A 15,785-nucleotide genomic window follows, 5' to 3' on the forward strand; every position below is an offset into this window, starting at 1 on the left:
CATTCAGATAAGGCGTTTCGTGCAACGATAAAGTGCAAATGGTGCGCCTTCCGCCCTGTAAAAGCCATCTTTATAGTTTTGTCATCCATACACTCTTCTCAGAGGACAACATGATGATGCTCTTTTCCAGTCAACCCGGCGACGAAGGACTGCCTGGTCCGGCGCGCGCACGGGTGATGGCCGCAATTATGACCACCACCTTAATGGGCGTGTTTGATGGCACCATGATCAACATTGCCCTGCCCTCCATGGCTCAGGAGATGCAGGTACCTGCCAGTATTGCCGTCTGGTTCGCCAACGGGTATCTGCTGGCGGCTGCGATGACGCTGGCGATATTCGCGGCGCTTGCGGCCCGCCTGGGTTATCGCCCCGTATTTCTGGCAGGTCTGACGACCTTTACCCTGACATCACTGGGTTGCGCGCTGGCGAATACACCCGAAGTGCTTATCGGTATGCGCGTGCTTCAGGGGATCGGCGGCGCGGCGACGCTGAGTATTGCCCCCGCAATCCTGCGGTCCGTATTTCCCGGGCAATTGCTTGGCCGCATTCTGGGGTTGCACGCCCTGCTCATCGCCTCCAGCTCCGCTATCGGCCCGGTATTGGGCGGGACGATCCTTCACACCCTGAGCTGGCAATGGCTGTTTGCGATAAACGTTGTTCCCGGCACCCTCGCCTTACTGCTGGCGGTCAAAGCGCTGCCGCGGGATGCGGTTCGAAAGCAAGCGCCTTTCGACACCCCGGGCGCCATATTGTCGGCGCTGCTGTTGGGGTCGACGATCATGGCGGCGAACAGCCTCCAGGACTATCATCCCGGTAGCCTTTGCTGGACAATGCTCGCTGCGCTGAGCGGCATGGCGTTTATCTGGCAGATCCGCCGCGCGGATAACCCCTTACTGCCGCCGATGATGTTTAAAAATGAACGTTTTACCCTCGCGGCCTTCACGTCGATGATTGCTTTTGTCAGCCAGGGGATCACCTTTATTGCGCTGCCCTTCCTGTTTCAGAGCGAATACGGCTACAGTCCGGTGTTGTCTGCCCTGCTGTTTACGCCGTGGCCGCTAGGGATCGTACTGATTGCGCCGCATGCAGGCCGGTGGGCAGACACGATTTCAGCCCCGGCGATATCCACCCTGGGGCTGATGATTTTTGTCGTCGGTTTGATCCTGCTGGCAACATTACCCGACCGCCCTTCAGTGTGGGATATCTGCCTGCGGAGTCTGGTGTGCGGAGTGGGGTTTGGCTGCTTTCAGAGTCCCAATAACCGGGAAATGCTCTCCAACGTTATTCGTGAGCATGCGAGCTATGCATCCGGTGTTTTATCCATTATGCGCACGTTCGGGCAGTGTCTGGGCGCCGCCGCCGTGGCCGTTCTGCTGGCCGCAGATGAAAGGTCAATTCATGTTGCGCTGTGGGTCGCCGCCGCAGCTTCTGCGGTAGCGGTCGTCGTCAGCGCGAGCCGGTTGCGTAAAATCACTCATCCTGCGGAAACAGGATGAGCACGAAAAATATAACTAAGCGCTACTCCAGCGCCAGCAGCGCAAAACTCGCCAGCCAGTGGCCGCCGCTGTAGTGGCTGCCGACAACATGCTCCACGCTTGCCGAGAGATGGCGCGCAACGGCATCCTGTAACGCCTGTTGCGCCGGGTGGTTTTCCGGCAAAGCGCGGGCAATGTGCTTCATACACCACGCGCGGCTGAGGTTAAGCCCGTCCAGATGTGCGATTTTCGGGTCGGTGCGGTCGCTTACCTCAGCCGGGTTCATCAGCGCTGAAACGGCACCCACTTCAGGCAGAAACGCATCAAACCAGGCCGGGAAATTCTCTACCACCTTACTCATCAGTAACGCCTCGGTCAGCGCCCCGGAGATATACTCGTCGCCGCCCGGCTCATAATGCGCCGGATATTGCGTGTCCGTATGATAAAAGCGCGTCGCCGCGTCCAGGATAGCCTGTTCAAGCCCGTCATCCGTCACCGCCCGGGCATAATCCAGCCCCAGCGCGAGCGCAAACGCCGTGTTGTAATGTGTTCCGACGCGGATGGGATAGGTGAGCTTGCTGAGGTAATCCACCAGCCGCTGGCGAATATCCCGCGTTAACGGTTGCAGCGTCTGGTACCAGCGCTCCGCCTGTGGCAGTGACGACTGTTTCAGCTCCTGCGCCAGCGCCAGCAGCCAGCCGTAGCCATAAGGCCGCTCAAACGACGCGCGGAACGGCGCGGTAAAATAGGCCAGCTCCTTCGCCACCTTCTCGTCGGTCAGGTGTTCTTCGAACAGAGTGATGATCTCTTCCCGGCACGGCAGTTCGGGCCAGAGACGCAGGCAGCGCAGCAGCAGCCAGTAGCCGTGCACCGCAGAGTGCCAGTCAAAACAGCCGTAAAAGATCGGGTGCAGCTCGCGAGGCGGCAGAACGTCGCCGTCATCGTTGAGCAGATGCATAATGTGGTTCGGGTATTCCTGACGTAAATAGGTCAACGGCATTCTGGCGAAGGCGTCAGCCTGATGTTGCGTTAATTCCATTGCAGCTCCTTAGCGAAACACGAGGAAATACATTAAGAACACGTTCACCACCAGCAGGGTTAACGCGGTCGGGATCTGGATCTTGATAACCTGATATTTGTCTTTTAGCTCCAGCAGCGCGGCGGGCACAATGTTGAAGTTGGCGGCCATCGGCGTCATCAGCGTGCCGCAATAGCCTGCGTACATACCGATAGCCAGCAGCGGCGCCGGGTTACCGTGATGGACGTTAATCAGGAATGGCAGAGCGATACCGGCGCTTAACACCGGGAAGGCTGCGAAGGCATTACCCATGATCATGGTAAACAGCGCCATCCCCACGCAGTAAATGACCACCAGCATGAAGCGGCTGTCCGGGTTCACAAACAGGCTGACCACCTTTTGTACCGATTCGCCGGTATTCGCCACCACGAACACCCCGCCGAGCATGGCGAGCATCTGCGGCAGGATCACCGCCCAGCCAATGGTATCGACCAGCCGACGCGACTGACGCACCGCATGCAGCGGCGTACCTTTTGTCAGCCACCAGCCGGTAAGGATAGCCGCCACGCAGGCTACGCAGAGCGCCGCCAGCGTAAGCTGTTTCTGGTCGAGCAGATAAACGCCGCCAATCGACACGCCTTTCAGAAACAGCGTCCCGATGACCGTTACCACGGGGATCATCAGCGCGGGCAAGAATAGCCAGTTTTTCAGCCGGTTCGACGAGGCAACACGCTCCTCCTCGGTGGACATTTTATAGTGCCCCTTCCCGACCAGCCCGAAACCGGCCAGCAGCGCAATCACGATAACGGCGCCGCCAATAATGCGATACGCCAGCGACTTACCCAGCTCCTGCACCATCAGATCGCCAAACAGGAAGATCCCGCCGAACAGAAACCAGAACAGCGCCGTGGTATAGCGTTTCGGGTTAGCGCGGTCGCGAAGGGTCATCACAACCAGCAGCATCACGACGAAGCCGATCAGGTAATACACGCGGTTAATGGTGATGAGGGTCATCATGGTGCGATCTCCTGCGTACCCTGCTCTGCTTTCCAGGCCATCACGTCGCGACGAATGCTGGCGTCGAGGCGCAGCAGACGCGTCATATGGATGATCAGTGCCGCAATAGCGGTCGGAATGGCCCACAGGCCGATATGCAGCGGTTCGATCCCCTCGATCCCGTTCTCTTTCAGGAACGCATCAATCAGCAGTACCGCGCCAAAGGCGATAAAGATATCTTCCCCAAAGAAAACCGCGATATTGTCACACGCGGCGGCATGGGCTTTGATTTTGTCGCGGATAGTCTGCGGCAGTTCGCCGTATTCATTCAGGGCCGCCCCTTCCGCCATCGGCGCCAGCAGCGGACGCACCGTTTGCGCGTGGCCGCCAAGGGACATCAGGCCCAGCGCAGCCGTCCCTTCGCGGGCGACAAAGTAGAGCATCAGGATACGCGCCGAGGTGGCGCTGGCGATCTTCGCGACCCAGGCCTGGGCGCGCTCTTTCAGCCCGTAATACTCCAGCAGGCCAATCACCGGCAGGATCAGAATGAAGGTGGCAAGCGATCGGCTATTCACGAATTTTTCGCCAAAGGTTTCCAGCAGCATACCGAAATCCATGCCAACCAGCAGGCCCGTCGCCAGCCCCGCCACCACGACAACCAGCAGCGGGTTGAAACGCAGTGCAAAACCAATAACCACCACCGGAATCCCGATAAGTGGCAACAGTGTAGAACTGTCCATAAACGTTACCCTATCCAAAGTGAGCGTTGCGCGCCGACGGCTATTTTTTATACTTCGCAGCAGAGCGAAGCCGGTGCATTACGGCGCGCGATCGCGATGTTGTGTTTTGCGTCAGGCTCCACAGAACCTGCACTAAAAAGCTATATCTGAACGTCAAAAACATGTAAACAATTTATCAATAAAATGTTCTTATTTTATCGACGGGTTTACATTTCGGGAGAAGGATCGTTATGACGATAGAGAAAAAGACGACAGCGTTAAACCACGACGATATTGCGGACGGGCGAATCGTCTCCTCCCGTCATCTCGTCTCAGAGCGGTGTGCTGAATTATCAGAGCTGGAATATGCGCTGATCATGACCAGCAATGCGTTTAACAAATGGATGGTGCGCTGCATGACCGCTGCGGGTGAACCGGATATGGGGGCCTTTGACGTTTCGCTTCTACACCATGTGAATCACCGCAACCGCAAGAAAAAGCTGGCCGACATCTGCTTTGTGCTGAACGTGGAAGATACCCACGTGGTGACGTATGCGCTGAAAAAGCTGGTCAAGGCGGGATATGTCACCAGCGAGAAAGCCGGAAAAGAGCTTTTTTTCTCCACCACGGAGGAGGGAAAAGCGCTGTGCATGAAGTACCGGGAGGTGCGGGAGGCCTGCCTGATCAACATTCATGCGGAAAGCGGCATTCCGGGAGCATCAATTGGCGAGACCGCGCAGTTACTCCGCGCGATCTCCTCCCTGTATGATACCGCCGCACGCGCGGCGGCCTCGCTTTAAGGACGGCGGAAAAGCGTCATACTCCGCCCGGCCAGTTCATAATCGACGGATTCCGTGATGATTTCCCCTGTGGGGGCCTCATCCGCCGTCGAAAGCTCCAGCACCCAACCCCCTTCACCAAACTGCGGGATCTGGAATGGCACCGTACCTTCAAACGGGTTAAACAGCATCAGCACGTCGTGCCAGACGCCCTCTTCCTGCTTAAGATCCGGGCGGCTGATGGCAAGACCAAGGGTGGAGCCCTCGTCCCATTGTTCCGACTGCTGCGGTCCGCCGCCGGCGTTAAACCAGCGGATCTCCAGCCCGTCGCGCCAGTTCTCACGTCGCAGCAGCGGCTGCGTCGCGCGCAGGGCAATCAACCGACGGGTAAAGTCGCGCAGCTTCTCGTCGTTTTCAGAGAGCCCTTTCCAGTTTACCCAGGAGATCTCGCTGTCCTGACAATAGCCGTTATTATTGCCCTTTTGCGTCCGGCCAAACTCATCGCCTGCCAGCAGCATCGGCGTGCCGTGGGAGAAGAAGAGCGTGGTGAGGAAGTTGCGCTTTTGCCGCTCGCGGGTGGCGATGATATCCGGGTTCTCCGTCGGCCCCTCTTCGCCGTAGTTATACGACCGGTTATCGTTATGTCCGTCGTTATTATCTTCCCCGTTATCGGCGTTATGTTTCTCGTTGTACGACACCAGGTCGTTCAGCGTGAAGCCGTCATGCGCGGTGATAAAATTGACGCTGGCCCACGGACGACGCCCGCGCAGATCGTATAAATCACCGGACCCTAACAGACGGGCGGCAAAATCGTTAGAGACGTTATCCCCCTTCCAGTATTCACGTACCGTATCGCGGTATTTGTCGTTCCACTCACCCCAGCCTGGCGGGAAGCCTCCCACCTGATACCCGCCCGGGCCGATATCCCACGGCTCACCGATGAGCTTCAGCTTCGACAGCACCGGATCCTGGGTCACGGCATCGAAGAAGCCGCCGCGCGGATCGAACCCCTCCGGCTCACGTCCGAGAATGGTCCCGAGATCAAAGCGGAAACCGTCAATCTGCATCGATTCTGCCCAGTAACGCAGGGAGTCCATGACCATCTGCAATACGCGCGGGTGGGAAGTATTAACGGTGTTCCCGGTGCCGGTGTCGTTGATGTAATACCGGTGCTGATCCGGCATGGTGCGGTAATAACAGAAGTTATCAATTCCCTTAAACGACAGGGTTGGCCCCAGCTCGTTGCCCTCCGCCGTGTGGTTATAGACCACGTCGAGGATCACCTCGATGCCCGCGTCATGATAGGCACGCACCATGTCGCGGAAACCCTGGATCCCCGCCGGGCCGTAATAGCGTGACGCTGGCGCAAAGAAACCGAGCGAGTTATAGCCCCAGAAGTTTTTCAGACCGCGATCGAGCAGGTGCTGATCGTCAGGGAACCAGTGAACCGGCAGCAGCTCGACCGAGGTAATGCCGAGGCTTTTGATGTACTCCACCGACGCTTTATGCCCCATCCCCTCAAACGTACCGCGCAGTTCAGGCGGAATAGCCGGGTTAAGCTGGGTAAAGCCTTTTACGTGGCTCTCATAAACCACGGTATGCGGCCACGGGATATCGGGTCGGCGGGAGTCTTGCCAGTCGACGGCATTGGGGTCGATGACCTTACATTTGGGCGTAAACGGCGCGCTGTCTCGCGTATCAAAGCTGAGATCCAGCTCATCGTGTCCCAGCTCATAGCCGAAGTGGGCATCGTTCCACTCAATGTCACCCACCAGTTCACGGGCATAGGGGTCAATAAGCAGCTTATTGGGATTGAAGCGGTGACCGTTCTCCGGATCGTAAGGGCCATACACACGGTAACCATACAGCGCCCCCGGTTTCAGATCCGGCACATAGCCGTGCCAGACCTCATGGGTATATTCCGGCAGTTCCAGGCGGGCTATTTCTGTTTTTCCCGAAGGATCAAACAGACACAGCTCTACCCGCTCCGCATGGGCGGAAAACAGAGCGAAGTTCACTCCTTTTCCGTCATAATTTGCGCCCAACTGTTGGCCATGACCGGCCCGAATTTCAAACGTTGTATCCTTTGGCATTTTTGTTCTCCTCGATTATTCGCAGGTAAGCAGAACCAACAAACATCCCTTTTCAGACGTTAAATCCAGCGTCTCTGGCAGAAGGCGACGCTCACCGGTAAACAGATCCCGGTAGTACTTCCCGGCCAGCTCCTGGGGTATGGCCACCTTAGTATTGGCCCACAGCATCGCATTGTCGGTGACGTCAAACACCAGACGCGGCACGGCGACGATCAGCGCCTCGTCATCTTTTATGCGGGCATAAACGATCAGATTCTCCTCCCGCTCGCCGGTCACCTTCAGCGGCAGCCAGTCGCCGTAGCGGAAAAGCGCGGGGTAATGCGGCCGCAGCCGTAACAGCGTGGCGGTGACGTACTGCTTCACGCTGCCGTCTCGCCAGCGTTGCGCATCGTTAAAAATGGTTCCATCCGCTACGCTGAGGTTTTCCGCCAGCGCGGTGAAATCCGGTTCGCGGCGGTTATCCGGGTCGACCAGGCTGAAGTTAAGCCCTTCGCTGCCCTGGTAGATGTCCGGTACGCCTGGCGCAGTCAGCTTGATCACCGTCTGGCTCAGGCTGTTCATTAACCCAGCCCGAATAAACGGCTGGAGTGCGGCACTGAAATCACGCAGGAACAGGGTGTTATCCGGGGAGAGCAGATGGCGCACGTAGTCCAGCACCACGCTCTCGTACCCTTCGTTGCTGTCGATCCAGTCGGTACGCTGCTTGGCCTCGCGCAGGGCTTTCTCAATAAAGCCGAGGAAACGCTCTTCCAGTGACTTAAGGCCATCTCGATCGTCAGGCGACAGCGTGGCTGGCCAGACGCCCGCCAGCGCCTGAAAGATCATCCAGGTATCGGCGGCGTTCGGCGCGGTGCCGTCGTTGAGGAATCGGACCTGCGTCTGGTTCATCTGCCGCCAGCGCGCCAGGTTTTCTCCCCACAGTTCTGGCGCTTCCGTCAGCGTGTATAGTCGCGCTCGCGCATCCTCGCCGCGTTTGGTGTCGTGGGTGGAGGTTCCCAGCAGCGCATCGGGCTGGCGGGCAAGACGAATGCGCATCTCCTGATGAAAACGGGAAAGTGAAAACGCGCGCGGCGTCGGGTCGGCGCCGACTTCGTTCAGGGCCAGCTCCAGGTTATGGCGGAAGAACAGCGTATCCTCTACCGATTTCGCCATCAGCGGCCCGGTCAGTTGCTGAAAACGGGTGCGGAAAAGCGAGGCCAGCGCGTGGTCCTCCTCCGGCAGATCGCCGGTAAGAATACGCACGATCAGGCTGAGCGCGGGTTCAGAGGTGTCGACGCTGGCGACCACGCGACTGAGCAGCGCAACATCCGGTGGCGTCAGCCCCTCTCCGGTGCCGTAGGTGCGATACACCGGAAACGCGATAAGCAGCTCGCGCAGGGCATGGCGGATATCCTCATGCTCCACTTCGGCGCCGTTATGCCCGGCCAGCTCGCTGGCGATTTTGAGCAGCGTGGTAAATTCACCTTCAAAATTACGATCGGTCATCAGCCCTTTGGCTTTGCGAAGTTCCGCCTGCCTGTCCACGGTCGTACCCAGCGTCTCGTCGTAGAGCGTCTCCAGTCGCGAGAGGTTGGTATCATCCACCAGCACTTCCGCCAGCGAGGCAATAAACTCATAGCCCGTAGTACCCGAGACCGGCCACTCCGGAGGAAGCTGTTCCCCTTTGGCGAGGATCTTCTCTACCGTGATGTAGCAATCCGGTCCGGTCGCCGCACGCAGGCGCTCCAAATAGCCCAGCGGATCGGCAAGCCCGTCCACATGGTCAATGCGCAGGCCATCGACAACCCCGGCGTGAACAAGCTCAAGGATCAGGCGGTGCGTGTCTGCGAAGACCGCCTCATCCTCTACCCGCACGCCGACCAGCCCGGTGATTTCAAAAAAGCGCCGCCATGAAAGCTGTTTCGGCGCTTCCCGCCAGGACATCAGCCGCCAGCTTTGCGCCTCGTGGATCTCAGCGATGCTCTTGCCTTCGGCATACGTGCCGGGATTAAGCGGATAGGCGGTATCATAGTAAACCAGCGCCGCGCTGTTGGTGACACTGTCACGTTTTAAGGTGATAGCCCCCCGCTCCAGCTCGGCTTCAAAGGTGTCGCCAAGAAACGGCAACGTCAGCGGTCGGGACCAGTCGATATCAAAATACGCCGCATAGCGGCTCTGCCTGCCTTGTTCTATAACATCGCGCCACCAGCGGTTTTCCAGCGAGGTCGACATATGGTTAGGAACGATATCCAGAATCAGCCCCATCCCCGCCTGTTTCAGCGCCGCCGCCATGCGGTCAAACCCTTCCCGCCCGCCAATCGCCGGGTCGATTTCGTTGGGGTCGGTCACGTCATAGCCGTGGGTGGAATCCGTGGTTGCGGTGAAAACAGGCGACGCGTAAAGATGGCTAATTCCAAGGTCTTTCATATACGGAATCAGGTCCACCACGCGATCGAAGGTCATGCCGTTGCGAAACTGAATTCGGTAAGTAGAGGAAGGGATCATAGCGCTGCTTCTCCATCAGCTAAGCGAACAACAATGCTGTTTGGCGGCAGGTTATCGACTGCCTCCGGCCAGCTAAAGATCGTTTTTCCGGGCAGGTTCGGTAAGGCGAGCGGCTTTTTGCCGATATTCAGCGCCAGCGACAGCGTACCGGACGGGAAACGCCAGCTCACGGCAACCATGCCGAGCGCCGTATGCAGGACGTTACCCTCCACGGCGCCCCGCTGTTTCAGTAGCGGGACGATAAAGCGCTGACGCAGCGCAATCAGTTCGCGCGTAGCGTGCAGCCACGCCCTGCCTTCCTCCGTGTCTGCCTTGTTCCAGTCAAGCTTCGACCGCATAAAGGTATTTACGTCATTGGGGTCCGGTACGGTTTCATCGTACCCGGCATGGCCGGTGAACTCTTTCGCGCGCCCTTCCCGCACGGCTTTCGCCAGGTCGCCGTGGAAGTCGGTGAAAAAGAGGAACGGATGCGTTTCGCCATACTCCTCGCCCATAAACAGCAGCGGAATATGGGGCGACATAAGTAGCGCCGCGAACAGCACACGCGTTTTATCCGCGCCTGCCAGAGAGATAAGCCTCTCCCCCTGGGCACGGTTGCCGACCTGGTCGTGATTCTGAATAAAATCGACAAAAAACTGCGGAGGTTGCTCGCGACACTCTACCCCGCGCGATTTTCCGGTCTGAAGCGAGATTTCCCCCTGGTAGACAAAGCCCTCTGCCAGCGCCCGCGCCAGTTTTTTCTCCGGCTCAAAGGCAAAATCCTGATAATAGGCGTGTGATTCCCCTGTCGCGAAGACATGCGCGGCGTTGTGAAAATCATCATTCCATTCGGCGGTGAAAAGCGGCGTCTGACCATGCTCATCGCGCGGATGCAGGAAAATCACGTTGCGACTGTCTTCGGTGGTCAGATGGATATGCCGATCCGGAAATGCGTCGCGGATCCGTTGCGCTATCTCGGGAAGAATATGGGTCTCAGCGTCGTCATGGATCTGGTCGATGGCGTCGAAGCGCAGACCGTCAAGATGATACTCCGAGAGCCAGAATAACGGCGCCTCAGCGATGTATTGCCGGACGGCCTCAACCTCATAGGCAATACCGTTGCCCCACGGGGTCATACGATCCTGATGGAAAAACGCTGGCGAGAGCAACGGCAGGTAATTACCTTCCGGGCCAAAGTGGTTGAGTACGATATCCAGCACCACGGAAAGCCCGAGCGCGTGGGCGGCATCAATGAAGGCATGAAAATCATCCGGTGTGCCATAAGCCGAGTGCGGGGCATACAGCAGTACGCCGTCATACCCCCATCCGCGCGCGCCCCCGAACTGGGACACGGGCATCACTTCCAGTTGCGTAATACCCAGCCCGGCCAGATAAGGCAGTTTGTCGATGGCCGCCCTGAAGGTTCCTTCCCCGGTGAAGGTGCCGATATGCAGCTCGTAGATCACCGTCTCTTCCCACGGTCGTCCTTGCCATTCCCGCTGAGTGGGCTGGCTGCGACGCGGGTCGATCACCACCGACGGGCCGTTGACGTCAGCCTGCTGCGCGCGTGAGGCCGGATCCGGCACCGCCATTCCATCCTGTAAAACAAACTGATAGGTCGTACCGTGCCTGACGCCGGGCACGTCAATCTGAAACCAGCCGTCGCCCACCGCCGCCATGGGAATGTCGGTATCGGTTAAACGTAATGTGAGATCTTTCTGCCCTTCTGCCCAGACGCGAAAACGTACAACGTCATCGGAAATAAACTCAGCACCCCAGTGCCTGCGACATGTTCTGAATTCCATTCATTGTCCTCGAATGACCACCTTTTACGCGGAACGAAATACAAGCTTAGACCAGGATCTACAGAGTGTTATGCCAGCAGGGGATGCCGCTTCGTCTATTATCTATTTATAACTCCCACTTAAGGAATACTATGCATATTCGAAAAGGATTAAGTACAGACCTCGCCCGCCTTGAATGTTGTGATTTTTCTTTCAAGGTTGATGAGATTGCCAGAGAGCCATTTCTCAATGGTGATTTGCATATCGAGGCGCTGACCGAACCTTATCTTAAAACCTATGAACTTGATCTCCAGACGCTGGAAAATCATTGCGTTAATCCGGATTCAATATTTCTTATCGCCGAAACGGATGACGGTGAAATCGCCGGTTTTATTACCGCGTCCTGCAACTGGAATAAATTTATTTCGGTGGATTACATTGCCGTGGAGCGTTCAAAACGCCGTACGGGCGCGGCGCACAAGCTGATGTCCGCCACCCACGTCTGGGCGCGAAGCCTCAATGCGCCCGGCTTACGGCTGGAGACGCAGAACGTTAATGTTTCTGCCTGTCAGTTCTATCGTCACTATGGATTTATTCTGGGCGGTTACGATCGCTATCTTTACAACGCCCTGCCGGAAAAAGATGAGGTCGCCCTTTTCTGGTATTACATGCTGGCTTGAGAAAATATTTTATATCCGCTACCGGAAGATAGATTTGTCTGAATTTGTCAATTTTGCCCGCTTACGTTTAATTAACGACTAATCTTGGAATTCACTATTAAGGAGGCCGGTATGTCTACAGGAAATAATCACACGCTGCATTACCCTCGTCCACCGTTTGCTGAACAACCGCAAAGGGCCCCCGGGCTGGCATCGGAAATGAAGCCAATACCGGATCATGGTGAAACAAGTTATATCGGGTCAGGAAAACTGGCAGGAAAAAAAGCGCTGATTACCGGCGGTGATTCCGGAATTGGTCGCGCGGTAGCGATCGCCTATGCCCGTGAAGGTGCAGATGTGGCTATTGGCTATCTCCCGGAAGAGGAGTCCGATGCGGCATCGGTCATTGCGCTGATTCGGGCCGAAGGCCGTAAAGCGGTCGCCATTCCCGGCGACATTCGCGTGGAGTCGTTCTGCGATACGCTGGTGGAAAAAGCCGTCGCGGAACTGGGTGGCCTGGATATCCTGGTGAACAACGCTGGACGCCAGCAGTACTGCGAATCGATCGACGATCTCACCACGGCAGATTTCGACGCGACGTTTAAAACCAACGTCTATGCCCCCTTCTGGATCACTAAAGCTGCGCTGCGCCATTTGCAGGAAGGCGCCGTGATCATCAACACCACTTCCGTTCAGGCGTTTAAACCGAGCGCGATCCTGGTGGACTATGCGCAGACCAAAGCCTGTAACGTGGCCTTTACCAAGTCTCTGGCTCAGCAGCTGGGGCCGCGTGGCATTCGGGTGAATGCCGTCGCGCCAGGTCCATACTGGACGCCTCTTCAGTCCAGCGGCGGTCAGCCGCAGTCCAAAGTTCAGAAGTTCGGGGAAGATACGCCCCTGGGCCGACCGGGCCAGCCGGTTGAAATCGCACCGCTGTATGTGCTTTTTGCCTCAGATACCTGCTCATACGCCTCCGGACAAGTATGGTGCTCTGACGGCGGTACCGGCGTGCTGTAAAGCATCCTCTCAGACCTATCCATTTCATGGATAGGTCACATTCACTTCCCTGCTGTTCTCAAAAATCTCAGTTGAACTATGATGAACTTACTATTGAGGAGCCCATCATGTTTACTGTGAAAAAACTTGCGTTATCAACCCTGTTGACCGGTTCGGTTTTATTCTTTCCCGCGATCCACGCGGTGGCCAGCGTTCCGCAGCATGTGGTGAAACAGCAGGCCGGCGGCTACAGCGTTCAGGTTGGCGATACGATTGTCACCGCCTTTACGGACGGCAGCGTGCCGCAGGACCTGCACGCCTTACTGCGCCGGACGACGGCGGAAAATACCGATGCGTTACTGGCCAAAAACTTCCAGGCCAATCCGGTGGAAGCATCGATTAACGCGTTCTATATCGCTATGCCCGGCCACAAAATTCTGGTGGACACCGGCTCCGGTCAGCTCTTTGGCCCCGGCAAAGGCGGGCGGCTGATTGAAAGCCTGGCGACGCAGGGTATCAGGCCGCAGGACATCACCGATATCCTGATCACCCACGCGCACTCCGATCATGCAGGCGGCCTGGTCAAAGACGGTCAGCGCGTATTTACCCGCGCACAGGTGTATGTCGGCAAACCGGATATCGATTTCTTCTTTAACGACGAGAACCAGAAAAAATCTGGCTATGACCAGAACTACTTCGACGTCGCGCACAAGACCTTAAAGCCCTATCTGGATGCCGGAAAAGTGAAGACTTTCTCCGGGACGGAACAGCTTCTGCCGGGCATCAGCGGTACGGTTCACCCGGGCCACACCCCAGGGTCCGCGTTCTACACGCTGGAGAGCAAAGGTGAAAAAATTACCTTTGTCGGCGACATCATTCACGTTGCCGCGGTTCAGTTCCCACAGCCCAACGTGACGATTGCTTACGATGAGGATCAGGACGGAGCCGCCCGGGTACGCAACGCAGCGTTCGCTGAGTTTGTGAAAAACAAAGATCTGATTGCGGCGCCACATCTGCCTTTCCCCGGGATCGGGTATGTGAAGAAAGGTGAGCGGGAAGGCTACGCGTGGGTTCCGGTGACCTATACCAACCGGGACGCCCAATAAGAGAGTCTCTGCGTCCCAGGCTAAATATTTCAGCCTGGGACCGCTATCTCACGCCCAGGGCCCCGCGGCCGGGTATTAACCAGCCGGCGAAATCTGTTCGGCCCTGCGCTCAACCTGTCAGACAGCCAGCCATTTTTTTGCGTTCGCTTTCATATTCGCTTCTAGTTCACTGTCACGCGTGGCAAATACGCGGCCGAGGGGAAAACCGCTTTGTTCCAGCAGATAAGCTAGCGCGGCATATTCCCGCGGATAGTTGGCAGCAATTTTTGAATCAATCTCAACCGGGCCCAGCGGAAAGGTGAAAATACCCATGTCGTAGATGCTCTGACGATGGAACAGCTTCCATACGCCCTCTCTCTTTTCTGCCAGATCGTAGAAACGATTGTGGCATTCGCATCCAATATTAAGTTTTATATTTTCAGCGATGATCATCGCATTGGTTTCAAGAATCGCTTTGTCGCCGCGGTCGTTAAAAGTGACGACGGGCGAGCCAATCATATGTTTTGTGCGCAAATCTGAAGCGCCCATACGCATGGAACCCTCGACAAAATCGCTCGCGAGCCCTTCGAACCAGGTAATTTCGATTGTGCCGTCCGGATGAAAAAGATTACGCAGCTGCTCCCATTCGCCCAGGTCGCGGTGCATCCAGCCATTCATGAGGTCGTTAAGATCCTGACGGTCTTGCAGTTGGTGAGTTTGCATTGTTTGGTTCCTGTTTGAGTTGATGCGTTCAGTTTGGCCGTGAAGCGGTTTATACTCAAATATATATATTTTACTAAACAATCATTTTTAATGATGAATCAGGGTGGCAATGGAACTCCGGCACTTACGCTATTTTTTGGCTGTTGCAGAAGAAGAGCATTTTGGACGCGCGGCTGAGCGACTCAATATTGTTCAGCCTGCGCTCAGCATGCAGATTAAAGCCCTTGAAACCGAGTTAGGCGGTCCGCTGTTTATCCGCACCAGCCGTCGTGTGGAACTTACTGAGGCCGGATCGCTTCTTCTCAGCGAAGCCAGACTGATGCTGGAACAGATGGAACACACGCGTCTGGCAGTCCAGCGTGCGATACGGGGAGAGACAGGGCGTGTACGGGTCGGTTTTGCCGGTAACGCCATTTTTAGTGGCAAAATGATTACCGATGTACGTCGCTTCCGTAAAACCCATCCGGATGCAGAAGTCACCATTCAGGAAATCGCTCCCCAGAAACAGGTAGCTGCGATCCTCGCAGGGCATATTGATGTCGGTTATACACCGGATAACAGTACGACAGCCGATCCGCAGATCAGGGTGCAGAAAACCGGAAATTGGGAGATGATAATCGCAATGTGTGACGATCATCCCTTAGCCATCCATCCGCACCTCTCCGTTGAAATGCTCGCCGGTCATCCCCTGGTCCTGTACGACGCGCATGACGCCAATGAAAATCTGACTGTGCTGCTGGCGCAGCAGCTCGGGGATGGTTTTTGCGTGGCACATCGTTCAAGCAGTACGCTAAGCGTTCTGGCATTTGCCGCAGCCGGGCTCGGTCTGGCGCTGGTTCCCGCCCCCCTGCAACAGGTGCAAATACCCGGACTGATTTACCGCAACCTGAATGCTCAGGTGCTGACCGCAAATCTGGTCATGATCAGCCGCATGCAGGAGCCAGGTAATGCAGTGACTGCTTTTCTGGCAATGGCTAACCTTCCCTGTTGAACAA

At 56.7% G+C, this 15,785-nt stretch carries 13 protein-coding genes; 6 read left to right on the plus strand and 7 right to left on the minus strand.

Annotated features, from left to right (window positions below):
• Nucleotides 1-113: 113 nt before the first annotated feature.
• Nucleotides 114-1,496, plus strand: a complete 1,383-nt coding sequence (locus tag ACJTMZ_RS01135; RefSeq protein ID WP_063933667.1) for an MFS transporter — start codon at nt 114-116, stop codon at nt 1,494-1,496.
• A gap of 22 nt (nt 1,497-1,518) precedes the next feature.
• Here ACJTMZ_RS01135 and ACJTMZ_RS01140 read toward each other — a convergent pair whose 3' ends face one another.
• From ACJTMZ_RS01140 to ACJTMZ_RS01150, 3 genes are read right to left on the minus strand one after another with little or no spacing between them, the layout of a single operon-like run.
• Nucleotides 1,519-2,514: a DUF2891 domain-containing protein gene (locus ACJTMZ_RS01140; RefSeq protein ID WP_015570513.1), complete on the minus strand. Its 996-nt coding sequence runs from the start codon at nt 2,512-2,514 to the stop codon at nt 1,519-1,521.
• A gap of 9 nt (nt 2,515-2,523) precedes the next feature.
• Nucleotides 2,524-3,510 carry a DUF979 domain-containing protein gene (locus ACJTMZ_RS01145; protein ID WP_017382341.1) on the minus strand — a complete coding sequence of 329 codons (987 nt, stop codon included), beginning with the start codon at nt 3,508-3,510 and terminating at the stop codon, nt 2,524-2,526.
• Nucleotides 3,507-4,229 carry a DUF969 domain-containing protein gene (locus tag ACJTMZ_RS01150; RefSeq protein ID WP_003857121.1) on the minus strand — a complete coding sequence of 241 codons (723 nt, stop codon included), beginning with the start codon at nt 4,227-4,229 and terminating at the stop codon, nt 3,507-3,509. Before ACJTMZ_RS01150 ends, ACJTMZ_RS01145 begins: the two co-directional genes overlap by 4 nt.
• A 230-nt stretch (nt 4,230-4,459) precedes the next feature.
• Between ACJTMZ_RS01150 and ACJTMZ_RS01155 the strand changes: the two genes are divergently transcribed.
• Nucleotides 4,460-5,008, plus strand: coding sequence for a winged helix DNA-binding protein (locus tag ACJTMZ_RS01155; protein WP_045339808.1), 549 nt, complete (start codon nt 4,460-4,462; stop codon nt 5,006-5,008).
• Here ACJTMZ_RS01155 and glgX read toward each other — a convergent pair.
• From glgX to treZ, 3 genes are read right to left on the minus strand one after another with little or no spacing between them, the layout of a single operon-like run.
• Nucleotides 5,005-7,080 carry a glycogen debranching protein GlgX gene (gene glgX, locus ACJTMZ_RS01160; RefSeq protein ID WP_045348253.1) on the minus strand — a complete coding sequence of 692 codons (2,076 nt, stop codon included), beginning with the start codon at nt 7,078-7,080 and terminating at the stop codon, nt 5,005-5,007. The genes ACJTMZ_RS01155 and glgX overlap by 4 nt on opposite strands.
• Before the next feature lie 15 nt (nt 7,081-7,095).
• Entirely contained in the window at nt 7,096-9,564 is a 2,469-nt protein-coding gene (gene treY, locus ACJTMZ_RS01165; protein ID WP_408626808.1) for a malto-oligosyltrehalose synthase, read from the minus strand.
• Nucleotides 9,561-11,348 carry a malto-oligosyltrehalose trehalohydrolase gene (gene treZ, locus ACJTMZ_RS01170; RefSeq protein ID WP_408626809.1) on the minus strand — a complete coding sequence of 596 codons (1,788 nt, stop codon included), beginning with the start codon at nt 11,346-11,348 and terminating at the stop codon, nt 9,561-9,563. The genes treY and treZ overlap by 4 nt, the downstream gene beginning before the upstream one ends.
• 131 nt (nt 11,349-11,479) lie before the next feature.
• On the opposite strand from treZ, the gene ACJTMZ_RS01175 reads away from it, so the two are divergent.
• The 3 genes from ACJTMZ_RS01175 to ACJTMZ_RS01185 all read left to right on the plus strand — a co-directional run bounded on the left by ACJTMZ_RS01175 (nt 11,480) and on the right by ACJTMZ_RS01185 (nt 14,088).
• Nucleotides 11,480-12,007: a GNAT family N-acetyltransferase gene (locus ACJTMZ_RS01175; RefSeq protein WP_032653615.1), complete on the plus strand. Its 528-nt coding sequence runs from the start codon at nt 11,480-11,482 to the stop codon at nt 12,005-12,007.
• Nucleotides 12,008-12,118: 111 nt separating this feature from the next.
• Entirely contained in the window at nt 12,119-13,003 is an 885-nt protein-coding gene (locus tag ACJTMZ_RS01180) for an SDR family oxidoreductase (RefSeq protein ID WP_017382335.1), read from the plus strand.
• Between the two features lie 107 nt (nt 13,004-13,110).
• Nucleotides 13,111-14,088, plus strand: coding sequence for an MBL fold metallo-hydrolase (locus ACJTMZ_RS01185; protein WP_017382334.1), 978 nt, complete (start codon nt 13,111-13,113; stop codon nt 14,086-14,088).
• A gap of 117 nt (nt 14,089-14,205) precedes the next feature.
• On the opposite strand, the gene ACJTMZ_RS01190 is transcribed toward ACJTMZ_RS01185, so the two are convergent.
• On the minus strand, nt 14,206-14,790 hold the full coding sequence (locus ACJTMZ_RS01190) for a nuclear transport factor 2 family protein (RefSeq protein ID WP_015570507.1): 585 nt from the start codon (nt 14,788-14,790) through the stop codon (nt 14,206-14,208).
• A 109-nt stretch (nt 14,791-14,899) separates the two neighbouring features.
• Here ACJTMZ_RS01190 and ACJTMZ_RS01195 point away from each other — a divergent pair, with 109 nt between their 5' ends.
• Nucleotides 14,900-15,781: a LysR substrate-binding domain-containing protein gene (locus tag ACJTMZ_RS01195; protein ID WP_047056802.1), complete on the plus strand. Its 882-nt coding sequence runs from the start codon at nt 14,900-14,902 to the stop codon at nt 15,779-15,781.
• The last annotated feature ends 4 nt before the right edge of the window (nt 15,782-15,785 follow it).

The sequence above is a fragment of the Enterobacter sp. DN genome, from assembly GCF_046054285.1.
GTDB lineage: Bacteria > Pseudomonadota > Gammaproteobacteria > Enterobacterales > Enterobacteriaceae > Enterobacter > Enterobacter hormaechei_C.